Below are 24,837 nucleotides of genomic sequence, written 5' to 3'. Positions count from 1 at the left end.
CCGCCGTCCACTTCGGACTCCCGGCCCGCGAGCCGCGCGGGGCGCCGCCCCCCCGGCTTCCACGCTACCCGCGGGCACCGACAGGAACCGGGCGCGGTTAGCGTGAACGCGTGAACCTCCTCGCGGGCGCGGCCAGCCTGCTGCTCCTGGCCGGTGTGCTCGTCTTCGCCATCGTGCGGCCGCGGGGCTGGCCGGAAGCCGTGGCCGCTGTCCCGGCCGCCGGGATCGCCCTTCTGCTCGGCCTCGTCTCCCCCGCCGCCGCCGGGCAGCGGGCCGTGGAAATCCTGCCCACGCTGGGGTTTCTGGCCGCCATCCTGCTTTTGTCCTTTTTGGCCAGTGTGGACGGGGTCTTCGCCTGGCTCGGGAACCGGCTCGCCGAGGCCTGTCACGGCCGGCCGCGGCGGCTGCTCGTGCTCACCTTCGCCGCCGCCGCCGGGGTCACCGCCATTCTCAGCCTGGACGCCACCGTCGTGCTGCTCACGCCCGTCGTCCTCGCCACCGCGACCAGCCTCGAACTGCCCGCCCGGCCGCACGTCTACGCCTGCGCGCACCTGGCCAACTCCGCCTCCACCCTGCTGCCCGTCTCCAACCTGACGAACCTGCTCGCCTTCGCCGCGTCCGGGCTGACCTTCGCCGGGTTCACCGCACTGATGGCCCTGCCGTGGCTGGTCACGCTGGCCATCGAACTGGTCGTCTTCCTGCGGTTCTTCGCCGCCGACCTGCGGCCGCGCGAGACGCCCGAACCGCGGCAGCACCTCGAAACACCGACGTTCGCTCTGGTCGTCCTCGGCCTGACGCTCGCCGGGTTCGCGGTGGGGCAGCTCGGGCACGTCGAGCCCGTGTGGATCGCCGCGCTGGCCGCGCTGATCCTCGGCGTGCGGGCGCTCGCGCAAGGGAAGATCCGGCCGTGGCAGCTGGTCAGCGAGGCCGCGCCTCAGCTGTGCCTGTTCGTGCTGGGGCTGGCCGTCGTGGTGGAGGCCGTGTCCGAGCACGTCCTCGGCGGTGTGCTGCGGGACGTCCTGCCAACCTCGACCGGCCTGGTGGACCTGCTGGTGGCGGCCGGGGTGGCGGCGCTGCTCGCCAACCTGGTCAACAACCTGCCCGCGACGCTGATCCTGCTGTCCGTGCTCGGCCCGCACCCGGCGCCGGGTGTGCTGCTCGCCGTGCTGCTGGGCGTCAACATCGGCCCGAACGCGACCTACCTCGGCTCGCTGGCCACCCTGCTGTGGCGCCGGACGCTCCCGAAGCCGCCCTCGGCGCGGACGTTCCACGCCCTGGGCGCGCTCACGACGCCGTTGTGCCTCGCCGCCGCCACCGTCGCGCTCTGGCTGGGCCTCAGCTGGGCATCGTGATCGTCTGGCCCGGCTTCATCGTCGCGCCGCAGTCGTCCAGCGGGCCGCCGAAGCGGTCCGCGGCCACCGCGGGGATCGTCTTCGCCGCGTAGCCCTGGGCCGCCTTCAGCTTCGCCGGGTCGGTCGCCGCGTCGCGACGCACCCAGTCGCCGTTGCGGAGGCCCTCGATCGGGGAGCTGTAGATCAGCACGTAGTCGCGGTCCAGGCGCGGGTCCAGCGCGATGCCGTTGCCCGCCGCCCAGGGACCCCATGAGTGGATGAACGTCGGCTTCACCGTGTCGAACACGTAGTCGCGCAGACCGGCCAGGTCGTTGTCGTGGACCAGGTCCGCGATCGGCTTGTTGACCAGGCCCGCCATGTCGACCAGCTCGAGCCGGCTGGTCATCGACGAGCCGCCGAGGTCCGGCAGCAGCAGCGACGCCTTCTGCAGGCCGAGGATGTCGGCGTAGGTGTTGAAGCCGCGGCCGAAGCGGTCGGCCACCAGGCACGCGGTGATGTTCGGGTTCTTCGCGAACTTGTCCGCCGCCGCCGCGAAGCCGACCGCCGACGGGACGAACGCCCCGACCAGCACCACGACTACGCCGACGCGCAGCAGCGCCCGCCGGTGGCGCAGCAGCTCACCGGCCGACAGCGTGCCCGCGATCACCGCCAGCGGCCAGATCGGGCTGGCGAACCGGTGCTGGTACATCCAGTCGGCGACCATCACGCCGTACGCGACGATCCCCAGCCCCAGCGGCACCAGCAGGGCGACCAGCGAACGCCGCCACGGCGCCTTGACCAGCGCGAACACGATCACCAACACGAGCGCGACCACGCCCGCCCAGCCCGCGTAGCCGACCAGTTCGAAGGGCCGCTTGACGGCGTCGAAGCCGGGGAGGCCCTGCTGCTTCGCCACCGAAGGGTTGGCCAGCAGGCGCCCGAACTCCGCGTGCCGCCAGACGACGTACCCGCCGAACGGCACCGCGAACGCCGCCACCGACAGCAGCGCGAGCCGGAAGCTCTTCCAGAACAGCCCCGAGCGCAGCAGGAACAGCGCCGCCAGCGGGTACGCGCCCGCGTAGATCAGGCCTTCCGGGCGGGTCAGCGCGGCGAACGCCACCAGGACCCCGGCCCACAGCGCGACCTTCGGCGTCAGCAGCTTGTCCCGCCGCACCGACACGAACAGCGTCACGGCCAGGGTGACTACCGCGAACGCGAACAGCGAGTTCTCCAGGCCGGACACGACCCAGATGACGTACGACGGGATCGTCGCCAGCGTCAGCCCGGCGACCAGGGTGACCAGCCAGGCGAAGCGGGTGAAGATCTGCTTCGCGGCGATGTAGCAGGCCGTCAGGACGCCGCCGGTGAACAGCAGGCCGAGCGTCTTCGGGAACAGGACGTAGTCCGGGATGCCGAAGAGCTCGCCGTGGTCGAAGAGGCCGACGAGCTTGCCGAGGCCGAGCAGCACCATCCACGTCGGGTCGGAGAAGCCCTCGACCGGCGGGGCGCCCGGCTGCAGCACCGGGCCGAGGCCGTCGGCGAAGCTGCGGGCGTAGGAGAAGGTGATGGCGGCGTCGTCGACGATCCAGTGGCCGTAGCGGGTGGCGTGCACGGCGACCGCCGCGACGCCGGCGAGCACGGCCAGCACCGGCGCGAGGCGCGCGCCCCAGCCGCGGGTGGCCGGGGCGGCCGCCGGGTCCTCGGGGACGTCGCTGGGGGAGGTCTCGGTGAGTGCGCTAGCCGTCATGTCCTCGTCACTGTTCCGCCCGCAGGCTTCTGCCGGTGGGATACGCGCGAGCTGGCGCCCCCTTAGTGGACCGATCCAGCCGGCCCGCCACCGCGGCGACGCGGTCGAGACACTGTAGCCAATACCTCATCCGGGGTCCGCCACGCGTCGGGGTCGAGCGTGATCCACCCCACATTTTCCTGATCGGCACAGTCGCGGGTCAGCTCAGGTGCGAAGTGTCGTTGACGAGCCGGACCGAAGCGTTCCCGTCCGGGTAGAACTCGACGATCGACAGCGACGCCAGGTCCAGGTGCAGCCGGAACAGCAGCTGCGGCCCGGCGTCGAGGCCCATCCGGAGCAGGGTCTTGATCGGCGTCACGTGGCTGACCAGCACCAGCGTCTTGCCGCCGTGCTCGGCGATGAGCTCGTCCCGGGCCTTGCGCACGCGTCGGTGGACGACGTCGAAGCTCTCCCCGCCGGGCGGCGGGACCGAGCTGTCGCCCAGCCAGGCGCCGTGCAGGTCGGGGTCGCGGTCGGCCGCTTCGGCGAACGTCAGGCCTTCCCAGTCGCCGAAGTCGGTCTCGATGAGCCCGGGGTGGGTCTCGACGCGGCCGCCGAGCGCGTCGGCGACGGCCTGCGCGGTCTGCTTGGTGCGGGTGAGCGGCGAGGAGACGATCGGGACGGCCTCGCCGTCGACGACCAGGCCCTCGGTGGCGGCCAGCCGCTTCGCCGCCGCCGCGGCCTGCGTCCGGCCCAGCTCGGTCAGCGGGACGTCGCCGCGGCCGGAGTACCGGCGCAGCGCCGACATCTCGGTCTGGCCGTGGCGGAGCAGGACCAGCCGGGTCGGGGTGCCCTTCGCGCCGGTCCAGGCCACGGCCGCGCGGTCGGGCTTGCGGGTGGGCAGCTTCGGCAGGGTGGCGGCGGCCACGGGCTTCCCGGCCGTGCCGGGCCGGCCGGCGGCGGGCTTGCCGGTCGCCGCGTCCATGGCCTCGTTGGCCAGCCGATCGGCGTGCGAGTTCTGCGCGCGCGGGATCCACTCGTACTCGACGCGGGCGAACCCGGCGGCCAGCCCCTTGGCCTGCTCGGCCAGCGGCTGCATGTCCGGGTGCTTGATCTTCCAGCGTCCCGACATCTGCTCGACCACGAGCTTCGAGTCCATCCGGACGTCCACAGTGGACGCTCCGACCTCGGCCGCGGCGGCCAGGCCGGCGATCAGCCCGCGGTACTCGGCGACGTTGTTGGTGACGACGCCGAGGCTTTCCCTGCGCTCGGCGAGGACCTGGCCGTCGCTGTCCTTGACCACGGCGCCGTAGCCGGCCGGCCCCGGGTTGCCCCGGGAGCCGCCGTCGGCTTCGACGACCACATGCTTCGGGGGGTCCGTGGGGGCGGAGCCCCTCGGGCGGGGCGCGGGGGTTGCCCCCCCGAAGGCACCGTGCGAGGTCACAGACCCGACTCCAGGGTCCGGACCAGGATCGCGCCGCAGTTCTCGCACTGGATGACGTCGTCCTCCGGCGCGGCCTTGATCTCGTTGACCGTGTTGCGGTCCAGCTCCAGCTGGCAGGCGCCGCAGCGGCGGGCGCGCAGCAGCGCGGCGCCGATGCCCTTGTGCTCGCGGACGCGCTCGTACAGCTTGAGCAGCGGCTCCGGGAAGCGCGGCACCAGCTTTTCGCGGTCTTCGTCACGGCGGGCGCGGGTGGTGTCGAGGTCCTTGAACGCCTCGTCGCGGCGGGCGATCGCGGCGGCGACCTCGGCCTCGGCCTTGTCGACCTCGGCGCCGGTGCGCTGCGCGTCCAGGCCGAGGGCCTCGCGCTGCTCCATCAGCTCCAGCAGGTCGTCCTCGAGCGCGCTCTGCCGGCGTTCCAGCGACTGCAGCTCGTGCTCGATGTCGGTCATCTGCTTCGAGTTCACCGAGCCGGAGGCCAGGAGCTTGCGGTCGCGGTCCTCGCGGGCGCGCACCGACTCGATCTCCTTCTCCTGCCGGGCGATCTCGCGGTCGAGGTCGGAGGCGGCGGTCTCCACCGAGACGAGCGCGTCACGGCGCTCGCGGGCGGTCTTCTCCCCCGCGTCGATCTCCGCCAGCTCGGGCAGAGTGCGGCGGCGGTGCGCGGTGCGCGAGAGCTCGGCGTCCACCTTGGCGAGCTCGAGCAACTGGCGCTGCACGGCGGGTTCGGCCTTCACGGTGCTCCTCTTAGCTAGATGTGCGCTCGGCGCGGACGTTCCACGGGTCGGTGCACCGCGTGGAGACGTAGGTGTCGACGTTACCCGCAAACGCCTGCGCCACGAGCGCCGAGGCTTGCCCGCACCAGGGCCACTCGCTGGCCCAGTGGGTCAGCCCGACCAGCGCAGGCACCGCGCCCGGGTTCGCCAGGTGCTCGCCGGCGGGGTGATGCCGCAGGTCGGCGGTGACGAAGGCGTCGACGCCGGCCGCGGTGGCCTGCTTCAGGTAGGAGTCCCCGGCCCCGCCGGACACGGCGACGGTGCGGATCGGGCGGTCCGCGTCGCCCGCGCCGAGCACGCCGGGCACAGTCGCGGGCAGGGCGTCGGCGACGCGCTGGACGAAGGTGGCGAACGGCTCCGGCGCGGGCAGCTCGCCGAGGCGGCCGATGCCGGTGACGCCGTCCTCGTTGGCCGCGAGCGGGCCGGTCACGCGGAGCCCGATAGCCTGCGCGAGCGCGTCGGAGACGCCGGGGTCGGCGGAGTCGGCGTTGGTGTGCGCGCAGTAGAGGGCGACGCCCGCGCGGATCATCCGGTGCACGAGCGCGCCCTTGGCGGTGTCGGCGGGCACGCCGTGCACGCCGCGCAGCAGCAGCGGGTGGTGGGCGACGATCAGCTGAGCGCCGAGTTCGACGGCCTCGTCGACGGTCTCGGCGACCGGGTCGACGCAGAAGAGCACCCGGCTCACGGATTCGGCCGGGTCGCCGCAGACGAGACCGACGGCGTCCCAGGACTCGGCGAGCGCGGGCGGGTAAGCCTGCTCCAGGGCGGTGATGATTTCGGAAAGCGCGGGCACCCCGGGATCTTCGCATGTACGGTCGCGAGCCATGCGGGTACTGGCGGTGCTCTTCGCGGTGGTTTCCGGTCTCCTGCTGGCGACGGTCCCGGCCTCGGCTTCGACGTCGTCGCTGTGGCGCCTGACGGACCTGGCGGCGCAGCGCGTGGCGATCGCCGACCAGGTGGCGGCGGCCAAGTACGGGACGCCGTCGCCGATCGACGACCCGGCGCGGGAGCAGCAGATCTACGACTCGGTCGCGGCGCGGGCACCCGGCCTGGGCCTCGCCCCGGCGGCGGCGGTGCGGTTCTTCCGCGCCCAGATCGAGGCGAACAAGCTGGTGCAGCGCGGCCTCTACGCCCGCTGGGACGCGCACCCCGGGCAGGCCCCGACGACCCGGCCCGACCTCGCGCGGATCCGCCCGGTGATCGACCGGCTGAACACGGACCTGCTGACGGAGCTGGCGTCGACGACGCCGGTACGCGCGGCGCGGACGTGCCCGATCCGCCGGCTGCTGACGGCCGACGTGGTGGACCTGTCCCACCGGTTCGACGCCCTCCACGCGCGAGCGCTGGCGGAAGCGACGTCGGCGACCTGTTCGACGGATTAGGGGCGCCCCGGCGGCATCGAGCCGCCGCGGGCGCCGGGGGCGGTCAGTTGCAGTTGCCGCAGCAGCCGCAGCCCTGACCGGTGCACTTCGAGCAGCACCCGTGCATGATCGCTCTCCTTCCGGTTCGCGTCCTCGCCCGACCGACGCTAGGTGGGGGCTGTGGGCGGGGATACCGCCGAGCGGGCGGGTGACGGGGTGAACGGGCGGTTACGCACGGGGGCGTTCTGCGGCGCCCGGGGTGAGGCGGACTCGTGCCCGCACCCGCGCAGGCCGGTCGACCCCGGTGGTTACCCTCGGCACGTGACGCACATCGTCTTCGTCTGCTCCGGCAACATCTGCCGCTCGCCGATGGCCGAGCTCGTCTTTCGCGCGCGGCTCGAAGATGCCGGGCTTGGCCACGCCGTCCGCGTGACCAGTGCCGGGACCGGGCCGTGGCATGCCGGGGAGCCCGCCGACAAACGGGCCCGGGCCACGCTCAAGGCACACGGCTATCCCACCTCGCACGTCGCTTCCGAAGTGTCCGACGAAGACCTCGCCGCCGATCTCCTCCTGGCCGCGGACGAAGGGCACCTCGACTTCCTGCGCGCCCGCGTCGACGATCCGGGAAAGGTGCGGCTGCTGCGGTCCTTCGACCCGTCGGCCCCCGAGGGCGCCGAGGTTCCCGATCCCTACTACGGCGGCGATGACGGCTTCGAAGACGTCCTCGGCATGGTCGAGCGCTCGGTGCCCGGTCTGCTGGATTGGGTGCGTTCGCGGAGCTAGACGTCACAGCCCGCGACGACCCGCCGGGGGCACGGGCTACCGTGGTGGGGTGCGGTTGCGGTTCCTGCTCCGGCCCGGGTGGCTGGCTCTGACGGCGGTGGTGTTCACCTTCGCCGTCTGCTGCTTCACCCTGCTCTCCCCGTGGCAGTTCAGCCGCAACACCGAGCGCGAGCAGCAGAACTCCGCGCTCGAGGCGTCCTTCACCGCCGCGCCGCTGCCGCTGGACCAGCTGCTGCCGCCGGGGAGCGTGCCCGGCCAGCACACCGAATGGCACCTCGTGTCGATCACCGGCCAGTACCTGCCGGACAAGGAAGTCGTCGCGCGGCTGCGGACCGTCCAGGGCGAAGGCGCCTTCGAGGTCCTGACGCCGATGCGGACCACCGACGGCACCGTCGTGCTGATCGACCGCGGGTACGTCCGGCTGGACAGCAAGTCCGGCGCGCTGCCGTTCGCGCCGCCGCCGGCCGGGACCGTGCAGGTCACCGCGCGGGTGCGGGCCGACGAGACCGACCCGAAGAACCGCGACGCCTTCGCCGACGCCTCCACCGGCGGGCGGCTGCAGAGCTACGTCGTCGACTCCCGGGTCGTCGCGCGGGCGGGCAAGCTCGACATCCGGCCCGGGTACTTCCAGCTCGACGTCGGCCAGCCCGGCGTGCTCGGCGCGCTGCCGCTGCCGCAGACCGACTCGGGGCCGTTCCTGTCCTACGCGCTGCAGTGGATCGCGTTCGGCGCGATGGCGCTGCTCGGCTGGCTGTACTTCACCGTCCGCGAGCTGAAGCCGGGTGGGGCGCTGGACGGGGCCGAGGCCGCGCCGTCCCGGCGGAAGTCCGTCGCGGAGATACTGGCCGAGGACGAGCTCGCCGAAAGTGGCCATCAGAAGTAGGCCGGAACTGGCCCTTCGGTGTGGCCAATCCGCGTGGTGATACTCCAGGCATGCTGATCCACCCCTGGGACGCCGCCACCTCCGACGCCGAGTGGCGCGAGTGGCTGTCCGGGCACGACTTCGGCCAGCTGATCGCCGGCGGCCGGGATCGCGACCTGCCGGTGGTCACCCCGGCGCCCTTCGCGTTCGACGGCGACCACACGATCCTCACCCACCTGGCCCGGCCGAACCCGATCTGGCCGTTGCTGGAGGAACACCCGCGGGCGCTGCTGGCGGTGGTCGGCGACTACACGTACGTCCGGGCGGACTGGAACACGACGGCGGACCCGGCGTACGGCGTGCCGACGTCGTACTACGCGACGGTGCAGCTCGAAGGGGACGTCCGGCTGGTCGACGAGCCGGCGGCGAAGGCGGCGTTGCTCGACAAGCAGCTGCGGCACTTCGAGCCGGACGGGGCGAGGGCGCCGGTGAGCGCCGCCCAGGACGCGCCGGACCGGCGGCTGCTGCCGGGCATCCGCGGGATCGAGTTCACGATCACCGGCGTCCGGGCGAAGTTCAAGTTCGGCGGCAACAAGGCGGCGGAGGACCGCGAGCGGATCGGGACGCGGCTGGCGGAGCGCGGCGGCCCGCTGGACGCGGAGGCGCTGGCGCAGCTGCGCCGCCGCGGCTGAGGGAGCCCAGCCGCGGCACGCGGATCAGCCGCCGCAGGCCGGCACCGGCAGCACGGCCAGGGAGCCGTGGATGGTCTCGCCGGTGGCGTGGTTCAGGGCGTCGGCGGTCATGTGCTGGGTGACGCCCGGCTGGTCGGCGGTCGCGTGCTGCTCGCGGATGCCGGCGGTCGTCGAGACGTCGTCGCCGGTGAAGAAGATCTTCCCGTTGTCGGCGAACGTGATGGTCCAGGTCTGGCCCGCGACGGTGGTGTGAATCTCGAACTCCTCCCCCACGACGAAGGACCCGCCGGGGCCGTCGTCGTCGTGCTTGGACTTCAGCGTGAACGCCGTGCCCAGGCTGCCGAAGCCGTCCTGCTCGTAGGTGGGGCCGCAGCGCCGCACCTTGGCGTCGGCGGTCCCGGTCACGACCAGGGTGAGCAGGCTCGCGGCGACCACGCCGGCCGCCATGTGCTTGTACCGCATGAGTTCCTCCCGGTTATCGGCGATGCGTTGCCTACGCTCGTCGATACGCGGAGGAGTTACACGTCAGCGGCGTCGCAAGCCCGTCAGCACGGCCAGCACCACCGCGGTCGCCCCGGCCAGCCAGCCCACCACCCGGGACAGCTCCACCGCCCGCGTCACGTGTCCCGCGTCCGGGTTGCGGCCCACGCCCAGCACCGGCAGCTCCGCCACCCCGTGCGGGTACACCGTGCGGCCGCCGACCCGGATCTCCAGCGCGCCCGCGAACGCCGCCTCCACCCGGCCCGCGTTCGGGCTCGGGTGGGCGATCGTGTCGCGGCGCCACGCCCGCCACGCGCCGCCCGCCGAACCGCCGACGACCGGGGCCGCCGCGACCGTCAGGGCCGCCGCCACGCGGGTGGGGACCAGGTGGACCAGCTCGTCGGCGCGGTCGACCGCCCAGTGGCCCCGGCGGCCCACGCGCGCCCGGCGCAGCAGGCTCACCGCCCGGGCGCCGACCAGGCCCGGCACGCCCGCCACCGCACCCCACACCAGAGGCGCCACCACCGCGTCCGACGTGTTCTCCGCCAGCGTTTCCACCGAGGCCCGCGAAAGCGCGATCGCGCCCAGGCCGTCCGCCACCCGGGGGTCCAGTTCGGACAGTGTCGAGCGCGCCGGCTCGAAGCGGCACTCCTCGAGGTCGCGGGCCAGCTCCGTGCCGTGCAGGGCGAGGCCGGCCGCGCCGAGGACCGCCCACGTCGTCACCGCCGTGGCCGACGCCTGCAGCAGCGGGCGGCCGCGGGCGGCGCGTTCCAGCGCCGCCCCGGCGACCACCGCCGCGCCCGCGACCAGGACGCCCGAGCGGGGCGGGAGCCGGCGGAACGCCGTCACCGGGGCGCGGCGGCGGGGGTCGCCGAGGGCGCCGTCGGCCGCCACACCCAACACCAGTCCGATCGCGCGTGCCGCGCTCACCCGTGCCCCCCGGCGGAAGAAAAGTCCAGTTCCGCGAGCAGGCTACCCGGCCTCGGGACCGCCCTCCGATACCAGGGCGGCGATCTCGTCGCGCGCCTGGACGACGATGTCGCGCATCGCCCGCTCCGCCCGGTCCGCGTCGCCGCCGGCCACCGCCGCGGCCACCTCCAGGTGCAGCGCCACCGCCTCGGGCTGCGGTTCCGGGGGCATCAGGCCGTGCCCGGTCCGCCCGGTCAGCACCTCCGCGACGACCTCCGACAGCTGGCCGAACATCGGGTTGCGGGACGCGGTGAGCAGCAGGTCGTGGAAGGCGATGTCGAACCCGAGGAACGCCGGCAGGTCGCGCGCCCGGGCCGTCCGCGCCAGCCGCTCCCCCAGCGCGCCCAGGCGGCCACGCTCCTCCGGCGTCGCGCGCAGGGCCGCGTACCGCGCCGCGCACGGCTCGATCGCCGACCGCAGCTCGTTCAGCGTGGCCAGGGCCGCCGGCCGGGCCGGGCCGTCGAGCTGCCAGCGGATCAGCCGCGGGTCGTAGTGGTTCCACTCCGCCGGCTCGCGGACGATCACCCCGACGCGGCGCTTGCTGCTGGTCAGCTGCATCGTCTCGAGCACGCGGACGACTTCGCGCGCCACCGTCCGTGAGGCGCCGAAGCGTTCTTGAAGGTCTTCCGAGCGCAGCACGGTGCCCGGTTCCAGGGATCCGTTAGCGATCGCCGCGCCGAGGGCATCCAGTACCTGCTCGTGTCTCACGCTCGAAGGCTATCCATCTGACTCGATTAAGTAGTACTTCATCTTGAATAAGTAGTACTTTTGAGCTTGACTCACCTGAGCACAACGAAGTGGGAGGTGCGGATGACCGTCATCGTGGTGATGGGGGTGTCAGGCTCCGGGAAGACGACGATCGGCACGGCGCTCGCCGAGGCCCTGGGCGTCGACTACGCCGAAGCGGACACGTTCCACCCGAAGGCCAACATCGACAAGATGACCGCCGGCACGCCGCTGACGGACGAAGACCGCGCGCCGTGGCTCGAAGCCATCGCCGGCTGGATCCGCGAGCACGAGGCCACCGGCGGTGTCGTGACGTCGTCCGCGCTGAAGCGCCGGTACCGCGACGTCCTGCGCCGCGGCGGCGACGTCTGGTTCGCCCACCTGCACGGCGACCGCGCGCAGCTGGCCGAGCGGATGAAGACCCGGAAGGGCCACTTCATGCCGGTGTCGCTGCTGGACTCGCAGCTCGCCGACCTCGAACCCCTCGAGCCGGACGAGGCCGGTGCCGTCTTCGACAACACCAGCGGCACTCCGGGAGAGATCACCGAAGCCGTGTTGACCGCCTTCCGGGAGCACGCGTGAACACCGTCCTCGCCGCCGGCTGGACCGGCCACGACACCCGCCTGATCGTCGCGGCCGTCGTCGCGATCGCCGTGATCGTCGTGCTGATCACGAAGGTGAAGCTGCACCCGTTCCTGTCGCTGACGATCGGCTCGCTCGTGCTCGGCCTGACCGCCGGGATGCCGATCACCGACGTGATCAAGAAGTTCTCCGCCGGGGTCGGCAGCACGGTCGCGTCCGTCGGCATCCTGATCGCCCTCGGCGCGATGCTCGGCAAGCTGCTGGCCGACTCCGGTGGCGCCGACCAGATCGTCGACACCGTGCTCGGCAAGGCCCGCGGTGCCGCGCTGCCGTGGGCGATGGCCCTGGTGGCGGCCCTGATCGGGCTGCCGATGTTCTTCGAGATCGGGCTCGTCATGCTGATCCCGGTGGTGCTGCTGGCGGTGAAGCGCACCGGGAAACCGTTGATGCTGCTGGGCATTCCCGCCCTCGCCGGGCTTTCGGTGCTGCACGGGCTCGTCCCGCCGCACCCCGGCCCGCTCGCCGCGGCCGGCGCGCTCAACGCGAACGTCGGCATCACCCTGGCGTTCGGCCTGCTCGTCGGCATCCCGACGCTGGTCATCGCGGGCCCGCTGTTCGGCAAGGTCGCGGCGCGGCTGGTGCCGGACGCCGTGGCCCCCGAGCGGCTGATCCCGGAACGCGCCGACACGGACAAGCCGCGCCCGAGCTTCGCCGCGACGCTCACGACGGTGCTGCTGCCGGTCGTGCTGATGCTGGCGAAAGCGTTGTCGGACATCCTCCTGGCCAAGGACAACGAGGCCCGCAAGATCTTCGACTTCGTCGGCGACCCCCTGATCGCCCTGCTCGCGGCCGTGCTGGTGGGCATGGTCCTGCTGGGCCGCCCGGCCGGCCTCGGCCGCGACAAGCTGTCCACTGTGGTCGGTGACTCGCTCGGCCCGATCGCCGGGATCATCCTGATCGTCGGCGCGGGCGGCGGCTTCAAGCAGACCCTGGTCGACGCCGGCGTCGGCGACGTCATCACCGGCCTGGCCAAGGACGCGAACCTCTCGCCGCTGCTGCTCGGCTGGCTGGTCGCGGTGGCGATCCGCCTGGCCACGGGCTCGGCCACGGTCGCAACCGTGTCGGCGGCGGGCATCGTGGCCCCGCTGGCGGCGGGCATGGACCCGTCGCACAGCGCGCTGCTGGTGCTGGCGATCGGCGCCGGGTCGCTGTTCTTCTCGCACGTCAACGACGCCGGGTTCTGGCTGGTCAAGGAGTACTTCGGACTCTCGGTCGGGCAGACGCTGAAGAGCTGGTCGGTAATGGAGACGCTGATCTCCGTGGTCGCCATCGCGCTGATCCTGCCGCTCTCCCTCGTGGTCTGAACAACGGCACTTTCACGTGAGAGTGACCCGGAGGCTGCCTCCGGGTCACTTTCACGTGAAGGTGCCGCCTTGGTCAAGCGTGCGTTGACATGTGACCTTTTGGTCACCTATGTTGGGCAGGTGCCCGACGACGATCTGGTGTTCAAGGCGCTGGCGGATCCGACCCGCCGGTTCCTGCTCGACCTGCTCTTCGAGCGTGACGGCCGCACGCTCACCGAGTTGGAGACCCAGGTGGAGATGACCCGCTTCGGCGTCATGAAGCACCTGAAGCTCCTCGAGGAAGCCGGCCTCGTCGTCGCGCGGAAGGAAGGCCGGGAGAAGCGGCACTTCCTCAACCCCGTCCCGATCCGCCGGATCCACGACCGGTGGATCGACAAGTACACCGAGCGCCACGTGACCGCGCTGCTCGACCTCAAGAACGAACTGGAAGGCGAAGAACCATGACGGACACCGTGCAGGTCTACCGCGTCTACATCAAGGCGTCCCCGGAGCGCATCTGGGACGCCATCACGAAGCCCGAGTGGACAGCGAAGTACGGTTACACCGGCCTGGTCGACTTCGACCTGCGGCCCGGCGGCAAGCACCGCACCCGCCCGACGCAGGCGTTCATCGACGCCGGGATGACCGGTGACGTCGTCGACGGCGAGGTGCTGGAAGTGGACCCGCCGCGCAAGCTGGTGATCACCTGGAAGCTGCTGATGGCGCCGCAGGACGTGGCCGACGAGCCCTACACCACGCTCACCTACGAAATCGAGGAGTCCAAGACGGCCGGCACCCGGCTGACCGTCACGCACGACGTCACCGGCGCCCCGAACATGGCCGGAATGGTCAGCGGCGCCTTCGAGCGGCTCGATGCGCCGCCGAACGAGAACGCGGGCGGCGGCTGGGCCTGGATCCTCTCCGACCTCAAGTCCCTGCTGGAAACCGGCGAAACCATCGTCCCGGCGCCGTGAGGTGGGTCTGGTGGCCTGCCTCGCGCCGCTTCGAGGCAGGCCACCAGGTCTAGGTGCGCTGGGTCGCCGCCTTCAAAGCCGCCTTCGCGGCCTCGGACGCGCCCAGCGTGTCGAGTCCGAACAGCGCCGCCCCCACCACCGGGTTCACGTCGACGACGCGGACCACCGCGCGCGGCGCGACCTTGAGGCACCGGCGCTCGATCTCCGCGATCACCGGCGCGCCGATCCCGGTCAGGACGCCGCCGCCGAGGACGATCTCCGGGGCGTCCTCGGTCAGGTCCAGGTTGCGGAGGATCACCGCGGCGAAAACGCTGACCTCTTCGGCGAACCGGGTCACGACGTCCTGCGCGACCTCGTCACCCGCCGCCGCCACCTCGAACAGCAGCGGGCAGAGCCCGTGGATCGACGCCGGGTCGATCTCCTCGAAGTGCAGGCCCTGCACCACGTCCAGCAGCGTCGGCAGCCCGAAGTAGCCGGCCACCGCGGGCATCAGCGCCGTCCGCGGGCCGCGGCCGTCCTCGGCCCGTACGGCCCACCACAGGGCCTCCTCGCCGAGCCGGTAGCCGCCGCCCCAGTCGCCGGAGATCTTGCCCAGCGCGGGAAAGCGGTGCACGCGGCCATCCGGGCCGACGCCGGCACCGTTGATCCCGGCCCCGCACACGACCGCGACCCCCACCCCCGCGCTGCCCGCCCGAAGCAGCGCGAGGGTGTCGTTGCCGACGGTCAGGGTGTCGCTCCACCCGCGGGCGGACAGCGCCGCGTGCAGCGCCGCTTCCTCACGCGGGAAGTCCAGCCCGGCCAGGTACGCCGAGGTGTGCACCGCGGACGGCTTCTCCCCGAACGCCGGGTAGGCCTGCAGCACGAGTTCTTCCAGCGCCGCCACACATCCCGCTACGCCGATGTTCTGCGGCGACGCGCCGGGGCCGCGTGACGACCCCAGCACGACACCGTCTCCCGAGACCACGAGGACCTCGGTCTTGCTGTTGCCGCCGTCGACAGCGATGATGGCAGGCTTCATCCGCGCGCCCAGGGCAGGTACTCACGGTTGATCTGGACCAGCGAATCGGCGAGCGTGTCGGCTTTCGAATACTGGCCGACCAGCGGGTGCGCCAGCAGCGCGTCGGCCACGCGGTCGCGGCCACCCTTCAGCGCCGCCTCCAGCGCCAGGAACTCGTACGCCGTGGTCGCCGAGATCAGGCCCGAGTACCGAGGCTCCACCGGCGGCTGCGGGATCGGCGTCGCCCCCTTCGAGTCCACAGTGGACCTCGCCTCGATGACGGCGTCGTCCGGCAGGAACGGGAACGTCCCGTCGTTGCGGACGTTCACCACGTGCTCCTCGGCCGGCCCGCCCGCGGTCAGCGCGTGCACCAGCTGCACCGCGGCTTCCGAGTAGTACGCACCGCCGCGCTTCTCCAGCGACTCCGGTTTCGTGTTCTGCTCCGGGTCGAGGTAGATCTTCAGCAGCTCCTCCTCGACGTCGGAGACGACGTCCGCGCGCGGGCGCTCGGTGCGCTGCTTGGTGACCTGCTCGTCGTGCGCGTAGAAGTACTTCAGGTAGTACGACGGCACGACGTTCATCCGCCGCAGCCACTTCTCCGGGACGCTGACCTCCTTGGACAGGTAGTCCAGGTGCTGATCGAGCAGCTCCGGCAGCCGGTCGACGCCGTCGACGAGCGCGCCGCGTTCCCAGCTCAGGTGATTCAGTCCGGTGTGGACGAGCTTGACGTCGTCCGCGCCGACGCCCAGCAGCTTGCCGAACTGGCGCTGCAGGTTGATGGCGACGTTGCACAGCCCGACCGCGCGGTGACCCTCGTTGAGCAGGGCACGCGTCACGATGCCGACCGGGTTGGTGAAGTTGACGATCCACGTGTCGTCACCGGCGATCTTGCGGACGCGGTCGGCGATGTCGAGCACCACCGGGACCGTGCGCAACGCCTTCGCGAGGCCGCCCGCGCCGGTCGTCTCCTGGCCGACGCAACCGCAGGCGTGCGGGAACGTCTCGTCCGAGCGCCGGGCCCGCTGGCCGCCGACGCGCAGCTGGATCAGCACGGCGGAAGCGCCGTCGACGCCTTCCTCCAGCGACTGCGTGGTCCGCACCCGCGCCGGGTGCCCGGCGTGGTCGAGGAGGCGCTGGCTGAACCCGCCGACGGCCTCGACGCGGTAGGCGTCCGGGTCGACCAGCACGATCTCGTCGACATCCAAAGTGGACCGTCGACCGGCGATCCCGTCGACCAGCTCCGGCGTGTAGGTGGACCCGCCACCGACGACTGCCAGCTTCATCCCTTGACTCCCGTGAATGTGATGCCCTTGACGAACGACTTCTGCGCGAAGATGAACAGCACGATCACCGGCGCCATGATCAGCGCGGTCGCCGCCATCGTCATGTTCCACTCGACGTGGTGCATGCCGCGGAAGGAGGCGATGGCCAGCGAAAGCGGCCAGTGGTCCTGGTCCTCGCCGGTGTAGAGCAGCGGCCCGAAGTAGTCGTTCCAGGTGAACAGGAAGCAGAACATGGCGGTGGCCGCGATCCCGGGCTTGGCCATCGGGATCAGCACGCGGTACATCGCCTGGAACTCGTTGCAGCCGTCGATCTTCGCCGCTTCGAGGTAGTCCTTCGGAATGGTGAGGAAGAACTGCCGGAGCAGGAAGATCGAGAACGCGTCGAAGAAGAAGTACGGCACGATCAGCGGAACCAGCGTGCCGGTGAGGCCCATCCGGACCCACAGGTCGTACAGCGGCACGACGGTCACCTGCGGCGGCAGCAGCATCGCCGCCACGGTGAGCATGAAGAACAGGTTCTGCCCACGCCACCGCAGTTTCGCCAGCGCGTACGCCGCCGGGATCGCCGAAAGCAGCGCGCCCGCCGTCGCCAGCGCCGAATACAGCAGGCTGTTGCCGAAGTATTCGAGCAGCGGCGCCTTCTGGAACACCTTGACGAAGTTCTCGAAGTGCCACTCCGTCGGCCACAGGCTGGCCGTCATCGCCTGGTCGCTCGCCATCACCGCGGTGAGGAACACGAACAGAAGCGGCAGCAGGAAGATCACGCCGAGGGCGATCCCGATCGCGTGCGTGGCGATGAAGGACAGCCGTTTGTCCCAACTGCGCTTGAACCGCACCTTCGGCGGTACGCCCGCTTCGCGCTGCGGCGCTTCGGCCACGGCGGTCATGCGCCCACTCCATTCATGCGGGACACCCGCACCCGGTCGGGGTCATGAACAGGCTGTCGCGAGGGTATGTTCATGCCCCCTCCTCCTGGTGCTGGGACTTCCTGAGCTGCCGCACGAGAATCCACGTGAAGCCCGAGCTCACGATGAACAACAGGACGGCCATCGCGGCCGCGTAGCCCATGTTGAAATAGCGGAAACCCTGTACGTACAGCCAGATCGGGTACGTCAGCGTCGAGTTCTGCGGCGCCCCGATGAGTTTGGAGTTGCCGGCGACGTCGGCGGTACCCGCACTCGCGGACGACGCCACGATCGCCTGTGTGAAGAACTGCAGGGCGTAGATGATCGAGTTCACCACGCCGAACAGCAGCACGGGCGAGATCGACGGCAGCGTGACGTGCCAGAACCGGCGGACCGGGCCGGCGCCGTCGAGCTCGGCGGCCTCGTACTGCTCGGCCGGGACGTCCAGCAGCGCGGCCAGGATGATGATCATCAGCTCGCCGGAGCCCCACAGCGCCAGCAGCGTCAGCGCCGGCTTCGACATCGCCGGGCTGTTGAACCACAGCCCGCCGTCGATGCCGACGAGCCGCAGGAACCGGTTGACCGGCCCGAACTCCGGGTTGAACACGAAGACGAACGCCAGCGTGGCCGCCGCGGGCGGCGCGAGCGTCGGCAGGTAGCAGAGGGTCCGGACCAGGCCGACCCCCGACTTCAGCCGGGAGATCACCGACGCGATGCCGAGGGAGAACACCACGCGGCAGACCGTCAGGACGACCACCAGCCACAGCGTGTTGTACGCGGCCGTGCCGACCAGCGGCTCGGTGGTGAACATCCGGACGTAGTTGTCGAAGCCGATGAACTGCGGCGGGTTGATCAGGTCGTACCGGGTGAAGGAGTAGTAGACCGTGGCGATCAGCGGGTAGCCGAAGAAGACGAGGAACCCGATGAGCGCCGGGGCCATGAAGAACAGGACGGTCCGGCGGCGCTTGGCCCGGCGGGCCCCCGCCCGCGCCTTTTCGGGCGCGGACGGGGAACCCTGGGGTTTGACTGGGACAGCGGTGGAGGTCATCCGCCCGCGCCCTTCTGCTTGAGTTCGTCGTCGATCTGGGCGTCGACCTTCTGCAGGCCGGCGGTCAGGTCGGGCACCGAACCGGCCTGCCACTTCTCGGCGAAGTCGTTGACTGCCTTGAGGTGCGCGTCGCCGATCGGGGTGGTCTGGTTGGCGACCAGCTTGCCGCTGTCGTAGATGTCGAGGAACGTCTTGAACTGCGGCTGCAGGTCCAGCTTCGGCGAGGTGAGCGACGCCTTGGTGCTGGGCACGTTCTTCAGGCCGTTGGCCATGTCCACCAGGGTGTCGGTGTCCAGGGTGACCTGCTTGATCAGCTCCCACGCGGCGCCGGGGTTCTTGGCGCCCTTGGGGATCGCGATGATCGTGCCGGTGGTGAAGCCGCCGCCGTAGTGGTCGGCCATGCTGTCGAGCACCGGCGCCGGCGCGGTGCCGTAGTTGACGTTCGGCGCCTGGTCCTTGAGGAACGCGGTGCGGAACTCGCCGTCGTAGATCATCGCCAGCTTGCCCTTGTGGAAGCCGTGGTCGGCGGAGTACTCGTCACCGAGACCGGCCTTGAACTGCTCGACCTTGGCGTGCCCGCCGTAGAAGTCGATCAGCTGCTTCTGGAACTCGAACATCGCCTTCCAGCCGGGGTTGGTGGCGAGGTCCGACTTGCCGTCCGGGCCGAGGAAGGGCGCGCCGAAGTTCGGCGCCCAGTACTGGGCCTGGTTGGCGTAGAACGGCATCGAGGGCAGGAAGCCGGCGACCTTGATCGAGCCGTCCGGGTTGAACTCCGTGAGCTTCTTGGTCGCCTCGAACAGTTCCGAAGTGGTCTTCGGCGGCGAGGTGATGCCCTTCGCCGCGAACATGTCCTTGTTGTAGTAAAGCCCGTAGACGTCGGCGAGCATCGGCATCGCGCACCGCTTGCCCTGGTACTCGGTGTAGTTGCGGACCGCTTCCGGGATCTGGTTCAGGTCGATCTTGTCGCGCTCGATGTAGGGCTTGAGGTCCTGGAAGCTGCCGGTGGAGCACCACGCGCCCAGGTTGTCGGTGTAGAACGAGATCGCTACGTCCGGTGGGTTGCCGCCGCGGATCGACTGCGTCAGCTTGTCGTCGTCCTGGTTGCCCTCGTGCTTGATCTCGATGTTCGGGAACTTCGCCTTGAGCTTGTTCAGGCCCGCGGTGACCACGCCGTACTCGCGGTCGGTGAACTTGGAGTACACGGTGATCGTGAGCTTGTCGTCCTTGCCGGGCGCGGCCGCGACGTCACCGCCGCTCGGGGCGGCGGCGCCGGAACAGGCGCTGGTCAGCAGGACGGACGCCGCGGCGGCGGCCACAAGCAGGGCGCCGCGGCGGGTCCGGGTGGTAGGGGGCATGGCCCTCCTCCTCATCGGTTGGGCTACTGGAGTCGTGAACGGGTGCTGTCGCCCTCGGGCCTGCGCGACCCGAGGAGCGTGGGGGTGACGACGCCGAAGACGTCCTCACGGGTGGTGGCCAGCGCGGACTGCAGCGCGCCCGCGCGAACGGCGTTGCCCTGCACGGAAGCGCAGCCGACGGGCGTGCGCGGCAGGACCAGTTCGTGCAGCTTTTCCTGGACGAGCGCGGCGAAGTCTTCGCCGCCGGCGCGGCTGGTGTCGCCGCAGAGGAGCACGAGCTGCGGGTCGGCGACGGCGACGAGGTTCGCGACGCCACCGGCGACCCGCCGGGCGAGATCGTCGAGGAAGGGGTGGCCTTTCCCGGCTTTCTCCACGGCGTCCCAGGCGGTTGCGGCTTCGACGCCGTGCGCGGCGGCGAGCCGGCAGACGGCGGGCGAGTCGACCAGGTTGCCGAACCGGGCGCCGGCCTCCGGCCAGACGTCCCCGGTGTCCACAGTGGCCGGATCGGGCACCCGCATCCAGTCGATCTCGCCGCCGCCACCGGTGGCGCCGCGCAGCAGCCGCCGTCCGATGACGACCGCGCCGCCGACGCCTTCGGACAGCCACACCATGACGAAGTCGTCGACGTCCTGGGCCTGCCCGACGGTCATCTCCTCGACCGCGACCAGGTTGACGTCGTTCTCGATCAGGACGTCGACCCCGAGTTCGTCGGACAGCTTCTGCGGGACGTCGAAGCCGAGCCAGCCGGGGATGTGCGGTGCCGAGGACAGCAGGCCGGTCCGCGGATCGAACGCCCCCTGCGCGCCGATCACGACGTGGGCCAGGTCCGTCCGCTCGATCCCGGCCGCTTCAGCGACCGTTTGCAGGGCTTCGCCGAAGGCCCCGACGACGTCGGCTCCCGCGTGGACGGGCAGCGGAGCCCGGTACTCGGCGAGCACGACCCCGGCGACGTCGGCGACGACGAAGTCGGCTTGGTGCGGCGTGAGGTCGACGGCGGCGACGAAGGCGAGGCTGCCGTTGGCCGCCCAGAGCTGGGCCCGGGGTCCCCGGCCCCCACCCCGCACACCGGCCTTCGTGACGAGGTTGTCCAGCTCGAGCCGGGTGAGCAGCTGCGCGGTGGCGGGTTTGGACAGCCCGATGGCGAGCTCGAGTTCGGCCCGCGTGAGCGGCCCCTCCCGCAGGAGGACCTCGATGGCGGCGCGATCGTTGATCTCGCGCAGCATCCGCGGGCTACCGGCTCGCACTCGTTCCTCCGGACTTAATTAGGATACTTTACAGACGGTTTCCGGGGACTGTAGTGAGCCGGGGCACAGCCGTCAACGGTCTCGTGAAACGGCCAGGTAACGCTTGGCGGTGTTGGTCCGGTTGGCGGCGGGACCGGTGAACGACTGGCGCCGTCCTGCCGTACCTGGCCCGGAGTTCGCGGCCGGTCGAGCACGGGACGCAACGAAAACGGCCCCGGCGGGTAGCCGGGGCCGTTCTGCGGTCGCGCTCAGTGGCGGGCGGTTACTCCTCCGCGTCCGCCCAAGCCTTGAGCATCACGCGCGCGATGGACGAGTTGCCCGGCAGGATGATCTCCGCCGCCCCGCCCGCGATCGGCGTCGGCTTCGAACCCTCGCCCCGGACCGCGCTGTTCTCGAACGCCGCGCGCACCTCGGCCCGCGACACCCACAGCGCCTCTTCGATCTCGCCGTCCGCCGGTACCAGTGGCAACGACCGGTTCGCCCGGGCCGTGAAGCCCAGCATGATCGAGCGTGGGAACGGCCACGGCTGGCTGCCCAGGTACCGCACGTCGGACACCGAGGCACCGACCTCCTCGCGGATCTCCCGGACCACGCACGCCTCCAGGGACTCCCCCGCCTCGACGAACCCGGCCAGCACCGAGTAGCGCCCGGCCGGCCAGATCGGCTGGCGGGCCAGCAGCACGTGCGAGCCGTTCGTTCCCTCCAGCGAATGGACCAGGCAGATCACCGCCGGGTCCGTTCTCGGGTACTCCTCGCGGCCGTCGTTCGTGCACTTGCTCGCCCAGCCGAACTGGGTCAGCTCCGTGGGGCTGCCGCAGCGCGTGCAGAACTTCGCCTGGCGGCGCCAGAAGCGCAACGCCTGGGCCGTCGTGAACAGCCCGGCCGACGTGTCGTCCAGGAGGTCGCCGTAGCCGCGCAGCTCGACCCAGATCTCGCCGTCCGCGCGGGGAACCTCCTCCACGAAACCCCAGCTGCCCGCCATCTTCACCGTGTCGGCTTCGCCCGACGGGCCGCCCGGCAGCGACCAGTAGTCGACGTCCTGCCACTCGCCGAGGAACACCGCGTCCGCCGGGGGTGCCGAGCCGAAGTCGACCGCCTTGCGGAACGCCAGCGTCGACGCGCCCTCGACCACCGGGGTGCGCCCGGTGTCGTCCAGGAGGACGACCCGGGCGTCGGGCCAGCGCGACACCAGCCGCGCCGGGTTGGTGCGCAGGTCCTCCTGGCGGTCCACCGTGGACCGGGAGAGCGTCGGCCGCGCACCCAGGCTGAACGGGACGGACATCAGGCCGGCTCGCCCACGACGACGTCGCCGAGCGCGAGCAGCTTGCGTTCCAGCACCGCCGCGTCACCGACCACCACGCCGGTGAACCGCTTGGGCGCGAAGTACTTCAGCGCCGCCTCCGCGACCTCCTCGGCGGTCACCGCGGCCACCCGCGCCGGGTGCTCGTTCAGCCACTCCAGGCCGAGGCCGGTCGAGGCCAGCGCGAGGACCTGCCCGGCCAGCCCGGCCTGCGACGACGTCGAGGTCAGCAGCGAGCCGATCGCGTACTGCCGCACCGATTCCAGCTCGTCGCCCGACGGCGGGACCTGGCCGAGGCGGCCCAGTTCGTACCGGGTCTCCAGCAGCGCCGGGGCCGTCGCGTCGGTCGCGGTGTCCGCGTCGACGTTGACCACCGCCGTGCCGTCGGTGAACTCGAAGCCGGAGTGCGCGGAGTACGTGTACCCCTTGTTCTCGCGGATGTTCTCCACCAGCCGCGACGAGAAGTACCCGCCGTAGGCCAGGTTCGCCAGCTGCAGCGCCGCGTAACCGGGGTCGGTGCGCGGCACGGTCTGCGCCGAGAGCCGGATCTGCGACTGCACCGCACCCGCGCGCGGCACCAGCAGCACGTCCGGCCCGGTCAGGTCCGGCAGCGACGGCAGCCGCACGGCCGAGCGGTCCGACGCCCAGCCACCGAACACCTTCTCGAGCTCGCCGATGACACCGGCGGGATCGAGGTCGCCGACCAGCACCATGACCGCACCCCGCGGCAGCACCGACGCCTGGTGCAACGCCCGGACCTGCTCAGGCGTCACCACGGCGACGTCTTCGGCCTTCGGGACCTCGCGCGTCGCCGGGTGGTCGCCGTAGCGGTGCTTCTGCAGCGCCTCGCGGGCGATCGTGCGCGGCTGCGTCCGGGAGACGGCGATCCGCTCGACCAGCCGCTCCTTCTCGCGCGCGATCTCCTCGTCGGCGTACGTCGCTCCGGTGAGGACGTCGCCGAGCACGTCGAGGAACGTCGGCAGCTTGTCGGCCAGCGCGGATCCGGTGAGCACCAGGCGTTCCGGGTCGACCCCGGCGCCGATGTCGCCGCCGATCAGGGCCAGCTCGGCGTCGATCTCGATGCGGTTGCGGCGCGCGGTGCCGGTCAGGATCGTCTCGGCGAGCACCTCGGCGGTGGCCGGGTGCAGCGCGTCGTCGCCCGCGAACGGGATCCACAGGCGGGCCTCGACCATCGGCACGGTCGCCTTGCGGACGGCCAGCACGCGCAGGCCGTTCGCCAGCGTCGTGTCCACATGGGACAGATCGGCGGCGGCCCGCTGCTCGCCGAGCGGGGGCAGCGGCCGCGGGCCCCGCGCGGTGCGGCCGATCTCGTCGGCGCTGCGGTGCGTTGCTGAAGTCACTGCTCGTTGTTCCCTTCCGAAGCGGGCTTGACCACCAGCACGGCACGCGCGTCCGGGCGCAGCGCCTTCGCCGCCGCCGAAACGGCTTCCGAGGTGACCGCGGACATCCGGTCCGCGAGCCGGTACACCAGCGACGCGTCGCCGTAGAGCAGCTCGAACGAGCCGAGGGCCAGGGTCCGGGAGACCAGCCGGTCGTGCTCGGAGTGCAGGCTCGCCGCCCAGCGGGCGGTGACCTTTCGCAGCTCCTCCTCGCTCGGCGGGGTCTCGGCGAGCTTCTCCAGCTCGTCGTCCAGCGCGGCGAGCACGCGCTCGCGCGACACCTCGTGCGGGTGGATCAGGGTGATGGTGAACGTGTCCGGGTCGCGGGCCTCGAACGGGCCGAAGAGCCCGGCGCCGGCACCGATGTCGACCACCAGTGGCTCGCGGTGCACCAGCCGCTGCTGCAGGCGGGAGCCGTCGCCGTCGGTGAGCACGCCGGCCAGCACGAGGTAGGCGAGGTAGCTGTCGACGTCGTTGATCGGGTCCGGCATCCGGTAGCCGATGCCGAGCGCGGGCAGCGGGGCGTGCGCGTCTTCGATCTCGCCGTGCAGCTCGGTGGTCGGCAGCGGCTCGGCGAACGACGGCCGCTGCGGCGCCGGCCGGTGCGGGACGTCGCCGAAGTGGTCCTCGATCAGCTTCTTCGCGTTGTCCACTTCGAAGTCACCCGCCACCGTGAGCACGGCGTTCGCCGGCGCGTAGTAGGTGTCGAAGAAGGCCGCGCAGTCGTCGACCGTGGCGCTTTCGAGGTCCTCGAAGCCGCCGTAGCCGTTGTGCGCGTTGGGGAACGTCGAGTACAGCACCGGCGGCAGGGTGATCCACGGGAACCCGCCGTAGGGCCGGTTCAGCACGTTGAGCCGGATCTCCTCCTTGACGACGTCGATCTGGTTCGCCAGGTTCTCCGCCGTCAGCTTGGGCGCGCGCATCCGGTCGGCCTCGAGGAACAGCGCCCGCTCCAGCGCCGCGCTCGGGAGCACCTCGAAGTAGTCGGTGTAGTCCGGGTGGGTGGACCCGTTGAAGGTTCCGCCGCTGGACTGCACGTGCCGGAAGTGCGCGAGTTTCTCGAGGCTCTCGGAGCCCTGGAACATCAGGTGCTCGAAGAGGTGCGCGAAACCGGTGCGCCCCTCCGGCTCGGAGCGGAAACCCACGTCGTAGTGCACGCTGACGCCGACCACCGGCGCGGTCGCGTCGGGGGCGAGAACCACGCGCAGACCGTTGTCGAGGGTGTATCGGACGAGCTCGGGATCGGCCATGGCCCCACC

At 71.5% G+C, this 24,837-nt stretch carries 25 protein-coding genes; 9 read left to right on the top strand and 16 right to left on the bottom strand.

All coding sequences use genetic code 11. From position 1 onward, the window contains the following. Window positions 1-110 precede the first annotated feature (110 nt). Window positions 111-1,352 carry an SLC13 family permease gene (locus C2L59_RS32200; protein ID WP_103353299.1) on the top strand — a complete coding sequence of 414 codons (1,242 nt, stop codon included), beginning with the start codon at window positions 111-113 and terminating at the stop codon, window positions 1,350-1,352. Here the strand turns inward: C2L59_RS32200 and C2L59_RS32195 are convergent. The 4 genes from C2L59_RS32195 to C2L59_RS32180 all read right to left on the bottom strand — a co-directional run bounded on the left by C2L59_RS32195 (window position 1,336) and on the right by C2L59_RS32180 (window position 6,067). Further along, entirely contained in the window at window positions 1,336-3,078 is a 1,743-nt protein-coding gene (locus C2L59_RS32195) for a hypothetical protein (protein WP_103353298.1), read from the bottom strand. The genes C2L59_RS32200 and C2L59_RS32195 overlap by 17 nt on opposite strands. 199 nt (window positions 3,079-3,277) lie before the next feature. Next, entirely contained in the window at window positions 3,278-4,420 is a 1,143-nt protein-coding gene (locus C2L59_RS32190) for a bifunctional RNase H/acid phosphatase (RefSeq protein ID WP_103353297.1), read from the bottom strand. 77 nt (window positions 4,421-4,497) lie between these two features. After that, a complete protein-coding gene (locus C2L59_RS32185; protein WP_103353296.1) occupies window positions 4,498-5,235 on the bottom strand; it encodes a zinc ribbon domain-containing protein in 738 nt (245 codons plus the stop codon). A gap of 10 nt (window positions 5,236-5,245) precedes the next feature. Beyond that, window positions 5,246-6,067, bottom strand: a complete 822-nt coding sequence (locus tag C2L59_RS32180) for a Nif3-like dinuclear metal center hexameric protein (protein WP_103353295.1) — start codon at window positions 6,065-6,067, stop codon at window positions 5,246-5,248. A gap of 31 nt (window positions 6,068-6,098) precedes the next feature. On the opposite strand from C2L59_RS32180, the gene C2L59_RS32175 reads away from it, so the two are divergent. The 4 genes from C2L59_RS32175 to C2L59_RS32160 all read left to right on the top strand — a co-directional run bounded on the left by C2L59_RS32175 (window position 6,099) and on the right by C2L59_RS32160 (window position 8,972). Then, complete coding sequence (locus C2L59_RS32175) at window positions 6,099-6,656, top strand: chorismate mutase (protein WP_103353294.1); 558 nt, start codon at window positions 6,099-6,101, stop codon at window positions 6,654-6,656. A gap of 300 nt (window positions 6,657-6,956) precedes the next feature. Next, window positions 6,957-7,418: a low molecular weight protein-tyrosine-phosphatase gene (locus C2L59_RS32170; RefSeq protein WP_103353293.1), complete on the top strand. Its 462-nt coding sequence runs from the start codon at window positions 6,957-6,959 to the stop codon at window positions 7,416-7,418. A 49-nt stretch (window positions 7,419-7,467) separates the two neighbouring features. Further along, window positions 7,468-8,301: an SURF1 family protein gene (locus C2L59_RS32165; protein ID WP_103353292.1), complete on the top strand. Its 834-nt coding sequence runs from the start codon at window positions 7,468-7,470 to the stop codon at window positions 8,299-8,301. Window positions 8,302-8,351: 50 nt separating this feature from the next. Beyond that, a complete protein-coding gene (locus tag C2L59_RS32160; protein ID WP_103353291.1) occupies window positions 8,352-8,972 on the top strand; it encodes an FMN-binding negative transcriptional regulator in 621 nt (206 codons plus the stop codon). A 24-nt stretch (window positions 8,973-8,996) separates the two neighbouring features. Here the strand turns inward: C2L59_RS32160 and C2L59_RS32155 are convergent, their stop codons facing one another. From C2L59_RS32155 to C2L59_RS32145, 3 genes are all read right to left on the bottom strand, one after another. Continuing rightward, the gene (locus tag C2L59_RS32155; RefSeq protein WP_103353290.1) at window positions 8,997-9,434 is read right to left on the bottom strand and encodes a hypothetical protein; all 438 of its coding nucleotides are present in this window, start codon (window positions 9,432-9,434) and stop codon (window positions 8,997-8,999) included. Window positions 9,435-9,497: 63 nt separating this feature from the next. Continuing rightward, window positions 9,498-10,382, bottom strand: a complete 885-nt coding sequence (locus C2L59_RS32150; RefSeq protein ID WP_103353289.1) for a cobalamin biosynthesis protein — start codon at window positions 10,380-10,382, stop codon at window positions 9,498-9,500. A 42-nt stretch (window positions 10,383-10,424) separates the two neighbouring features. Continuing rightward, a complete protein-coding gene (locus C2L59_RS32145) occupies window positions 10,425-11,129 on the bottom strand; it encodes a FadR/GntR family transcriptional regulator (protein WP_103353288.1) in 705 nt (234 codons plus the stop codon). A 102-nt stretch (window positions 11,130-11,231) separates the two neighbouring features. Between C2L59_RS32145 and C2L59_RS32140 the strand changes: the two genes are divergently transcribed. The 4 genes from C2L59_RS32140 (at window position 11,232) to C2L59_RS32125 (ending at window position 14,046) form a co-directional block, all read left to right on the top strand. Beyond that, window positions 11,232-11,729 carry a gluconokinase gene (locus C2L59_RS32140; protein WP_199199356.1) on the top strand — a complete coding sequence of 166 codons (498 nt, stop codon included), beginning with the start codon at window positions 11,232-11,234 and terminating at the stop codon, window positions 11,727-11,729. Next, on the top strand, window positions 11,726-13,093 hold the full coding sequence (locus C2L59_RS32135; protein WP_103353286.1) for a gluconate:H+ symporter: 1,368 nt from the start codon (window positions 11,726-11,728) through the stop codon (window positions 13,091-13,093). Before C2L59_RS32140 ends, C2L59_RS32135 begins: the two co-directional genes overlap by 4 nt. A 120-nt stretch (window positions 13,094-13,213) precedes the next feature. Then, the gene (locus C2L59_RS32130; RefSeq protein ID WP_103353285.1) at window positions 13,214-13,537 is read left to right on the top strand and encodes a helix-turn-helix transcriptional regulator; all 324 of its coding nucleotides are present in this window, start codon (window positions 13,214-13,216) and stop codon (window positions 13,535-13,537) included. Further along, entirely contained in the window at window positions 13,534-14,046 is a 513-nt protein-coding gene (locus C2L59_RS32125) for an SRPBCC domain-containing protein (protein ID WP_103353284.1), read from the top strand. The genes C2L59_RS32130 and C2L59_RS32125 overlap by 4 nt, the downstream gene beginning before the upstream one ends. Before the next feature lie 49 nt (window positions 14,047-14,095). Here C2L59_RS32125 and C2L59_RS32120 read toward each other — a convergent pair whose 3' ends face one another. The 9 genes from C2L59_RS32120 to C2L59_RS32080 form a co-directional block, all read right to left on the bottom strand. Further along, window positions 14,096-15,064, bottom strand: coding sequence for an N-acetylglucosamine kinase (locus C2L59_RS32120; protein WP_103353283.1), 969 nt, complete (start codon window positions 15,062-15,064; stop codon window positions 14,096-14,098). Further along, entirely contained in the window at window positions 15,061-16,326 is a 1,266-nt protein-coding gene (locus C2L59_RS32115) for a 6-phospho-beta-glucosidase (protein ID WP_103353282.1), read from the bottom strand. Before C2L59_RS32115 ends, C2L59_RS32120 begins: the two co-directional genes overlap by 4 nt. Next, window positions 16,323-17,213, bottom strand: coding sequence for a carbohydrate ABC transporter permease (locus C2L59_RS32110; protein WP_103353281.1), 891 nt, complete (start codon window positions 17,211-17,213; stop codon window positions 16,323-16,325). Before C2L59_RS32110 ends, C2L59_RS32115 begins: the two co-directional genes overlap by 4 nt. A 70-nt stretch (window positions 17,214-17,283) precedes the next feature. Continuing rightward, window positions 17,284-18,279, bottom strand: a complete 996-nt coding sequence (locus tag C2L59_RS32105; RefSeq protein ID WP_103353280.1) for a carbohydrate ABC transporter permease — start codon at window positions 18,277-18,279, stop codon at window positions 17,284-17,286. Further along, a complete protein-coding gene (locus C2L59_RS32100) occupies window positions 18,276-19,634 on the bottom strand; it encodes an extracellular solute-binding protein (RefSeq protein WP_103353279.1) in 1,359 nt (452 codons plus the stop codon). Before C2L59_RS32100 ends, C2L59_RS32105 begins: the two co-directional genes overlap by 4 nt. Window positions 19,635-19,657: 23 nt before the next feature. Next, a complete protein-coding gene (locus tag C2L59_RS32095) occupies window positions 19,658-20,857 on the bottom strand; it encodes an ROK family transcriptional regulator (protein ID WP_103353278.1) in 1,200 nt (399 codons plus the stop codon). A 283-nt stretch (window positions 20,858-21,140) separates the two neighbouring features. Beyond that, window positions 21,141-22,160 carry an NAD(+) diphosphatase gene (nudC, locus tag C2L59_RS32090; RefSeq protein ID WP_103353277.1) on the bottom strand — a complete coding sequence of 340 codons (1,020 nt, stop codon included), beginning with the start codon at window positions 22,158-22,160 and terminating at the stop codon, window positions 21,141-21,143. Further along, on the bottom strand, window positions 22,160-23,539 hold the full coding sequence (locus tag C2L59_RS32085; RefSeq protein WP_103353276.1) for a pitrilysin family protein: 1,380 nt from the start codon (window positions 23,537-23,539) through the stop codon (window positions 22,160-22,162). The genes nudC and C2L59_RS32085 overlap by 1 nt, the downstream gene beginning before the upstream one ends. Beyond that, the gene (locus tag C2L59_RS32080) at window positions 23,536-24,828 is read right to left on the bottom strand and encodes a pitrilysin family protein (protein ID WP_103353275.1); all 1,293 of its coding nucleotides are present in this window, start codon (window positions 24,826-24,828) and stop codon (window positions 23,536-23,538) included. Before C2L59_RS32080 ends, C2L59_RS32085 begins: the two co-directional genes overlap by 4 nt. Window positions 24,829-24,837 lie beyond the last annotated feature (9 nt).

It is taken from the genome of Amycolatopsis sp. CA-128772 (genome assembly GCF_002904295.1).
In the GTDB taxonomy this organism is placed as follows: Bacteria; Actinomycetota; Actinomycetes; order Mycobacteriales; family Pseudonocardiaceae; genus Amycolatopsis.
Note: the sequence above shows the minus strand (reverse complement) of the source record. Positions and strands in the feature narration are given on the sequence as shown.

Bases quoted from the DNA above. Each gene is read 5' to 3' on its own strand.
- C2L59_RS32195 (WP_103353298.1), bottom strand. From the start codon at position 3,078: ATGACGGCTAGCGCACTCACCGAGACCTCCCCCAGCGACGTCCCCGAG.
- C2L59_RS32175 (WP_103353294.1), top strand. From the start codon at position 6,099: ATGCGGGTACTGGCGGTGCTCTTCGCGGTGGTTTCCGGTCTCCTGCTG.
- C2L59_RS32160 (WP_103353291.1), top strand. From the start codon at position 8,352: ATGCTGATCCACCCCTGGGACGCCGCCACCTCCGACGCCGAGTGGCGC.
- C2L59_RS32155 (WP_103353290.1), bottom strand. From the start codon at position 9,434: ATGCGGTACAAGCACATGGCGGCCGGCGTGGTCGCCGCGAGCCTGCTC.
- C2L59_RS32140 (WP_199199356.1), top strand. From the start codon at position 11,232: ATGACCGTCATCGTGGTGATGGGGGTGTCAGGCTCCGGGAAGACGACG.
- C2L59_RS32125 (WP_103353284.1), top strand. From the start codon at position 13,534: ATGACGGACACCGTGCAGGTCTACCGCGTCTACATCAAGGCGTCCCCG.
- C2L59_RS32120 (WP_103353283.1), bottom strand. From the start codon at position 15,064: ATGAAGCCTGCCATCATCGCTGTCGACGGCGGCAACAGCAAGACCGAG.
- C2L59_RS32115 (WP_103353282.1), bottom strand. From the start codon at position 16,326: ATGAAGCTGGCAGTCGTCGGTGGCGGGTCCACCTACACGCCGGAGCTG.
- C2L59_RS32110 (WP_103353281.1), bottom strand. From the start codon at position 17,213: ATGACCGCCGTGGCCGAAGCGCCGCAGCGCGAAGCGGGCGTACCGCCG.
- C2L59_RS32105 (WP_103353280.1), bottom strand. From the start codon at position 18,279: ATGACCTCCACCGCTGTCCCAGTCAAACCCCAGGGTTCCCCGTCCGCG.
- C2L59_RS32100 (WP_103353279.1), bottom strand. From the start codon at position 19,634: ATGCCCCCTACCACCCGGACCCGCCGCGGCGCCCTGCTTGTGGCCGCC.
- C2L59_RS32095 (WP_103353278.1), bottom strand. From the start codon at position 20,857: ATGCTGCGCGAGATCAACGATCGCGCCGCCATCGAGGTCCTCCTGCGG.
- nudC (WP_103353277.1), bottom strand. From the start codon at position 22,160: ATGTCCGTCCCGTTCAGCCTGGGTGCGCGGCCGACGCTCTCCCGGTCC.
- C2L59_RS32080 (WP_103353275.1), bottom strand. From the start codon at position 24,828: ATGGCCGATCCCGAGCTCGTCCGATACACCCTCGACAACGGTCTGCGC.